This is a genomic window from Mesobacillus foraminis (assembly GCF_004340465.1).
Taxonomy (GTDB): domain Bacteria; phylum Bacillota; class Bacilli; order Bacillales; family Cytobacillaceae; genus Mesobacillus_B; species Mesobacillus_B foraminis.
Genome location: NZ_SLVV01000007.1, coordinates 273,531 through 280,650, shown reverse-complemented (window position 1 = coordinate 280,650; position 7,120 = coordinate 273,531). Strand labels below are relative to the sequence as shown.

Sequence of the window (7,120 nt, the reverse complement as noted above, 5' to 3'; positions counted from 1 at the left end):
TAATCCTCCTTGTGGATCGAATCCGCCCTGTTGACCGAATCCTCCTTGTGGATCGAATCCTCCCTGTTGACCGAATCCTCCTTGTGGATCGAATCCTCCCTGTTGACCGAATCCTCCTTGTTGGCCGAATCCTCCTTGTGGATTGAATCCTCCTTGTTGGCCGAATCCTCCTTGTGGATCGAATCCGCCCTGTTGACCGAATCCTCCTTGTGGATCGAATCCTCCCTGTTGACCGAATCCTCCTTGTGGATCGAATCCGCCCTGTTGACCGAATCCTCCTTGTGGATTAAATCCGCCCTGTTGACCGAATCCTCCCTGTTGACCAAACCCTCCCTGCGGGCCGAATCCTCCCTGCGGGCCGAATCCTCCTTGCGGGCCGAATCCTCCTTGCGGGCCGAATCCTCCTTGCGGGCCGAATCCTCCTTGCGGGCCGAATCCTCCTTGCGGGCCAAACCCTCCCTGCGGGCCAAACCCTCCCTGCGGGCCAAACCCTCCCTGCGGGCCAAACCCTCCCTGCGGGCCAAACCCTCCTTGCGGGCCGAATCCCATGTGCCCACCGTGTCCCATCTGCGGGCCAGCCAATCCTGGTCCGCAGCCACAGTCCTTTGGAGACTGAATCATCGGTGATACCATTTTCGGCATGAGCGGCATATTCATATTGTCCTCAGGTGATTCAAAATCTGCCATTGCCCCTTGAACCTGTGGAGCAGGCATTTGTCCTTGCGGCATCATGGGATGGGGCATTTGATGCTCCATAACCCCCTGGACTTGGGGGAATACACCATGGTGAAATCCATAAGGTTCACATAAGCCTGAACCAGGATAGACCGGAGAAATTGGAACAGGCTGCATTGGTGGACAAGGATGATGCATCGCTGGTGCTGTCTGCGGATATGGAAGCGGTGCTGGCATATTTTCCGCCCCTTTTACGGAATGAGGCATATTTCCCATTTCCGCCGCAGCTTGATTTGGCATATTTGGCATATTAGCAAAAGAAGGAGATTCCAGTCCATCCTGGTAAACAGGGCTGTCTCCCATTGGCATTTGATAACCTGGAAATGACTGAGCTCCCTGAACTTGGGGAGCCCCCCCCTGGTATGGATTTCCTGAACCTTGCATTCCAGGTGACATTGGATTAAAGCTATGTGGATAAGGAATCATGGATTGTTCAAAACCTCCCTGGTTGAATGGCATGGATGAGGATTCTTCCCCATAATCGGCCATTGGCTTGCTTTCGGATTTTACCGTTGGAAACATATTTACTGATTTTGGCGGCAGCTGTGGTTCTTTTGGAAGCGGCATTTGCTGCTGAGGCATCATATTGGCCATATTGTCCATGTAATAATTGTTCATATCACTTTCCTGGATGATAGGCTGGGGCATTTTAGGAGCAAAGGACTTAATCGGCAATTCGATATTTGCTGGCTCATTAGGCATTGGTTTTGCTTCTTGCTTTGGCATTTCCATAATCGGCTTTGGTGCCGGCATCTGCTGCTTTGCTTCTTGCTTCGGCATTTCTTTAATCGGTTTTGGCGCAGGCATCTGCTGCTTTGCTTCTTGCTTCGGCATTTCCTTAATCGGTTTTGGCGCAGGCATCTGCGGCAGCGGTTTTGGTACCGGCTTCGGCATTTCCATAATCGGCTTTGGTGCCGGCTTCGGCATTTCCATAATCGGCTTTGGCGCAGGCATCTGCGGCAGCGGTTTTGGCGCCGGCTTCGGCATTTCCATAATCGGTTTTGGCGCAGGCATCTGCGGCAGCGGTTTTGGCGCCGGCTTCGGCATTTCCATAATCGGCTTTGGCGCAGGCATCTGCGGCAGCGGTTTCGGCTCCTCCTTTGGCATTTCCTTTACTGGCAGAGGCTGCTGCTCTTCCTTTTTCGGCGGAACTATCTGCTTTTCTTTTATTATAGGCTGCTCTTTGATTGGCATTTCTTTTTTGCTTCCCATATTGATCTTTGCCTGCGGTCCCCCTCCAGGGATCGGCGCTTCTTTTTTTATGGTTCCCCCTGTGGTTGGGACCTTTATCTTCATTCCGGGCATAATCATATCAGGGTTGCTGAGCTGTGAGTTCATCTTTTTCAGCTCTTCAAAGTTCACGCCGTACTTTTTGGCGATCTTCCAAAGAGTATCCCCTTTCTGTACGATATGGATCTTCACTCTGATTTCCCTCCTATGGCATAAGTCCATATAGTGTATGACCGTGTAGGCATTTTGCTAATAAAGCTCAAAAAAACTTATGCTTCTCTAGCCATGTATATGTTTATTAAGATAAATTAAAGCTTTTCCAGGTAAATTCATCAATGATCCTAAAAAAAAATCCCTCCAAAGGAAGGATTTCTAAGATAATTCAAGCATCCTGTTCAATGCTTTTTTAGCGTTATCGGCAATGTGGCCATCCACTTCAATTCTATTATGTGAACTCCCTAGTTCAATTGCTTCCAGGCACCAAACCAGGTGCGGAAGATCAATCCGATTCATGGTCAGGCACGGGCACATATGAGGATTTAATGAGATAATTTGTTTATCAGGATGTTCCTGAATAATTCTGTTGACCAGATTCATTTCTGTTCCAACAGCCCAGGATGAACCCGAAGGCGAGCCATAAATGGCGTCAATAATATAATTAGTGGAACCAGCCATATCTGACAGGGCAACTACTTCACGTCTGCATTCGGGGTGAACTATAATCTTCATATCAGGGTACGTTTCTCTGACCTGACGAATATTTTCTACAGTAAAATTCTCATGGACAGAGCAATGCCCTTTCCATAAAATGACTTTTACCTCCTCGATCAAACCTGAAAATTCGAGCTCATTGGAAATTGGGTTCCACACCGCCATTTCATCGAGGCCAATCCCTATGTTATAGGCGGTATTCCGTCCAAGATGCTGGTCTGGCAGGAACAAAAGCCTTTCTTTCTTTTCAAAGGCCCACCTGACCATCTTCTCGGCATTCGAAGAAGTAACGGTAGCCCCTCCATGTTTTCCAACGAATGATTTTATTTCGGCAGTTGAATTTACATAAGTCAAAGGGAGAATGGTATCACCAAATAACTCAGTCAGTTTGTTCCAGGCCCTTTCCGTCTGAAAAATATCAGCCATATCCGCCATGGAGCAGCCTGCTCTCATATCAGGCAGGTAAACCTTTTGCTCCTTGGTTGTCAGGATATCGGCTATCTCTGCCATAAAATGAACACCGCAGAAAACAACATGTTCCGCATCTTTATTTTCTGCTGACAGCTGGGCAAGCTTTAGCGAATCCCCAGTGGCATCGGCAAATTGGATCACTTCATCCTTTTGATAATGATGGCCAGGGATAAAAAGCTTTTTGCCAAGCTTCCCTTTAATTTCCCTTACTCTTTCTTCAAGCTCTTCCGTTGTCATATTCCGGTATTTCTCAGGCAAACTAATAGGACGGGAGTCCAGTAAATCAAGCATATTCATTTTCAGCTATCCTTCCTTCCTATATATTTACTTTTACACTAATATCCAGTGCCTTTAGGGTGTGAGTCAGGAATCCCAGGGATATATAATCAACTCCCGTATCCCTGTAGGATGCCAAAGTATCAAGGGTAATCCCTCCGGAAGCCTCGGTAGCTGTTCCTTCCGGGACCAGTTTAATCAATTCCCTGATTTCCTCGGGGCTCCGATTATCAAACATGATGCAGTCGGCTCCGCATCCTACAGCTTCGAGTACTTGATCCTGTGTTTCCGTTTCCACTTCAATCTTCACCATATGACCCGCTTTTTCACGGACTGCTTCTACAGCCTTAGTGATGGATCCCGCAAAACTGATATGATTATCCTTGATCATCACGGCATCATAAAGGCCATAACGATGATTGTAGCCCCCGCCGCAGCGGACTGCGTATTTCTCCATCATTCTTAAGCCCGGAGATGTTTTCCTTGTATCACAAATCCTCGTTCGAGGGCTCCCAAGGACCTCCACTGCTTCCCTGGTTTGGGTCGCAATGCCGGACATCCTCTGAACAAGGTTAAGGATCACTCTCTCTCCCTTAAGAAGTTCGGAAATTTCCCCTGTTACATAGGCCAGTTTTTCACCTGTTTCTACTGGACGCCCCTCAGAAGCCAATATCTTGATTTCTGCGTCTGGATCCATAACCCGGAAGCCGGTTTTTATCACTTCTTCCCCACAAAATATACCTGGAGCTTTTGCAATAAAAACAATCTGGCCTTTTCCTGCTTTTCCAAATATCAGATCACTTGTAACATCCCTGTCCCCGATATCTTCAAGAAAGAATTGTTCAAGTTGTAATCGCAGTTTTAATTTGTTCACTGTTACCACCCTTTTTCCTTTTCCTTTTAAGTACGATCCTTTTTTTCATCCAGCTGGTATTGTCTTCACCGGGATAGTCGATCCGATAATGTCCCCCTCTGCTTTCTGTACGGGCTAATGCAGCTTCATTCACCAGCCAGGCGGTAATGATCATGAAAATCGTTGAAATTTTTTCAGGTTTATAGGCTTCGAGACAGACATCAAGCAATTCTTCCACCTGAAAGGACTCAAGCCATTCTTTCTGGAGGGTCAGCTTTTGCCTTTCGCGGACGATTCCTGTCCGTTCCATCATCTTTTGCCGTAGCTCCCATTTTTCAGGCAGCGACATAAGAGGACTGCGATGTGTTACTGCAAGAGGAACGGCTCCTAACCCATGGCTTTTACTGTACGGCTGCCGATTGATCCATTCACCCAGCCTTCTGCCAAAAACCATTCCTTCCAGCAGCGAATTGCTGGCAAGTCGGTTCGCTCCATGGACCCCCGTGCAGGCGGCCTCTCCTATGGCATATAAGCCCTCTATTGTTGTCCTTCCTATATCGTCAGTCCTGATTCCTCCCATTAGAAAATGGCTCCCTGGCGCAACTGGTATTCTACCGGAAGAAAGATCCAATCCTGAATTCATACAGAGTTCCGAAACAGTCGGAAATCGTCCCCGAAAGTTCGGTATTTGGGAAATATCAAGATAAACTTGTTCACCCCGATTTAAATATTCATAGATGGTTTGCGACACAATATGGCGCGGCGCTAAATCAGCGAGCGGATGAACGCCTTCCATAATAAAACGCCCATCTTCAGTCACAAGCTTTGCTCCTTCTCCGCGCACCGCTTCGGATACAAGTCCCTTCGTCTCCCCATCAACAAAAAGGAGGGTAGGATGAAACTGAATAAATTCCATGTCTTCCAGCTCTGCTCCCGCGATAAAGGCAAGCGCCAAACCATCACCTGTTACAGTCTCTGCATTGGAGGTGAAACTATATAGCTGCCCGCAGCCTCCTGTAGCTAATACAACATGATCACTTAAGAATATTTCAGTGGAGCCATCAGGCAGCATTCCTTTCGCCCCTATGCAGATCCCCTCATCACTTAAGATCAGTTCGTATACAAAAATCTCCTCTTTTACAGAGATATTGCTCCCTAGCTGTTCAGAAAGGAATTTTACGATTTCCCTGCCTGTAGCGTCACCGCCGCTGTGGACAATCCTTTTTTTCGAGTGTGCCCCTTCCATGCCTAAAAGCAGCTTACCGTCCTCATTTTTGTCAAATGGGCACCCCCCCTCCAAAAAACCTTTTATTAATTCAGGAGCCTCTCTGGTCATCTCCAGAGTTCTTTGAGACTCATTGTGAAACCTGCCTGCTTCGACCGTATCAATATAATGTAAGTAAGGATCATCATTTTTCCCAAGGGCTGCCGCAACGCCTCCCTGCGCTTTATGAGAATTGCTGTTTAAAAGCCCCGACTTTGTGAGAACCATCACATTCAAGTCACTTCTTAAGGTACTTGCCAGCTGTAAAGCAGCAATTCCGCTGCCTACAATCAACACATCTGATTGTTTCATAGTTTTATGGCCTCCTGATTTTACAGGTGTCTTGACACCTATATTTACATAGAATTAAACTAATGACAAGATATTTTTCTATATTAGGAGCGATTGGATGAAATATTTTGATTATGCTGCTACATGTCCCCTTGATCAGGAAGCGGCTGAGCTTTATGTTAAAGCGGCCACTGATTACTACGGAAACAGCCAGAGCCTGCATGATATTGGAAGCTCTTCCGCCGAGCTCCTGAAAACGTGCCGCCGGACAATGGCAAGTATTCTTGATGTAGAGCCTACAGGAGTATTTTTTACCTCTGGGGGATCTGAAAGCAACTTCTTGGCAATCCATGCACTATTATCGGCCAAGAGGAAATCCGGCAGGCATATAGTTACAGGAATGGCGGAGCATTCCTCCATTACAAATGTAATGAAGAAGCTTGAAGAGGACGGTTATGAGGTAACCTACCTTCCACTGAACTCAAACGGCCTAATTGAGACCAGGCTTTTGGAGGAGGCTCTCAGAGAGGATACTGTCCTTGTTTCTATTCAGCACGGAAATCCGGAAATTGGTACATTGCAGCCTCTTAACGAAATCGGCTCTATCTGCAGGGATAGAGAAATACTTTTCCATAGTGATTGTGTCCAGACCTTTGGAAAGACTAGGATAAAAGAAGCAGCATCCATGGTCGATGCCCTGTCCCTTTCAGGGCATAAAATATATGGGCCAAAAGGTACGGGGGCAGCTTACGTTAATCCGCGCATTGGCTGGAAGCCCTTCATTCCCGGCACCAGTCATGAAAGCGGGTTCCGGCCTGGAACGGTTAATGTGCCGGCCATCCTTGCGCTGACCGCCGCGGCTCAAAAAGCAGAGACAGTGCTTTGCGAAGCGATGGAACAACATTTGGTTTTAAGGAAACTTTTTATGAAGGGCTTGTCTCCTCTAAAAAATCAGGTAACCATCTATGGAACAGACGAGAAGCAGCAGCTCTCCGGGATTATCGGAATGAGGATTCATGGACTCGAAGGCCAATGGGTAATGCTTGAATGCAATCGACAGGGCTATGCCATTTCAACCGGTTCGGCTTGCCATACAGGGCTTCTTGCACCATCAAAGACGATGGCTGCCATGGGTATTGAAGGTAAACAGGCAAAAGAGTTTTTCAGGATTTCTTTTGGGAGACAGACACAAAAAGAGGATGTTTCGGGGCTTTCCGCCTTTCTTGCTAAAACGGCGGTTAAAAACAGATATAATTAACTTCGCTGAGGTATTATGGTAGAATAATAAG

5 protein-coding genes are annotated in these 7,120 nt (G+C 47.1%); 1 reads left to right on the top strand and 4 read right to left on the bottom strand.

What is annotated here, in order from left to right; genetic code table 11:
- The 4 genes from safA to nadB all read right to left on the bottom strand — a co-directional run.
- Positions 1-2,157, bottom strand: a 2,157-nt coding sequence (gene safA / locus EV146_RS28390; protein WP_199232687.1) for a SafA/ExsA family spore coat assembly protein, incomplete at its 3' end; no start/stop codon positions are given.
- 180 nt (positions 2,158-2,337) lie between these two features.
- On the bottom strand, positions 2,338-3,444 hold the full coding sequence (gene nadA, locus EV146_RS14535; protein ID WP_132007472.1) for a quinolinate synthase NadA: 1,107 nt from the start codon (positions 3,442-3,444) through the stop codon (positions 2,338-2,340).
- A 19-nt stretch (positions 3,445-3,463) separates the two neighbouring features.
- Positions 3,464-4,297 carry a carboxylating nicotinate-nucleotide diphosphorylase gene (nadC, locus tag EV146_RS14530; RefSeq protein ID WP_132007469.1) on the bottom strand — a complete coding sequence of 278 codons (834 nt, stop codon included), beginning with the start codon at positions 4,295-4,297 and terminating at the stop codon, positions 3,464-3,466.
- Complete coding sequence (gene nadB / locus EV146_RS14525; protein ID WP_132007466.1) at positions 4,266-5,852, bottom strand: L-aspartate oxidase; 1,587 nt, start codon at positions 5,850-5,852, stop codon at positions 4,266-4,268. The genes nadC and nadB overlap by 32 nt, the downstream gene beginning before the upstream one ends.
- 97 nt (positions 5,853-5,949) lie before the next feature.
- Between nadB and EV146_RS14520 the strand changes: the two genes are divergently transcribed.
- Complete coding sequence (locus EV146_RS14520; protein WP_132007463.1) at positions 5,950-7,089, top strand: IscS subfamily cysteine desulfurase; 1,140 nt, start codon at positions 5,950-5,952, stop codon at positions 7,087-7,089.
- Positions 7,090-7,120: the final 31 nt, after the last annotated feature.

Bases quoted from the DNA above. Each gene is read 5' to 3' on its own strand.
- nadA (WP_132007472.1), bottom strand. From the start codon at position 3,444: ATGAATATGCTTGATTTACTGGACTCCCGTCCTATTAGTTTGCCTGAG.
- nadB (WP_132007466.1), bottom strand. From the start codon at position 5,852: ATGAAACAATCAGATGTGTTGATTGTAGGCAGCGGAATTGCTGCTTTA.
- EV146_RS14520 (WP_132007463.1), top strand. From the start codon at position 5,950: ATGAAATATTTTGATTATGCTGCTACATGTCCCCTTGATCAGGAAGCG.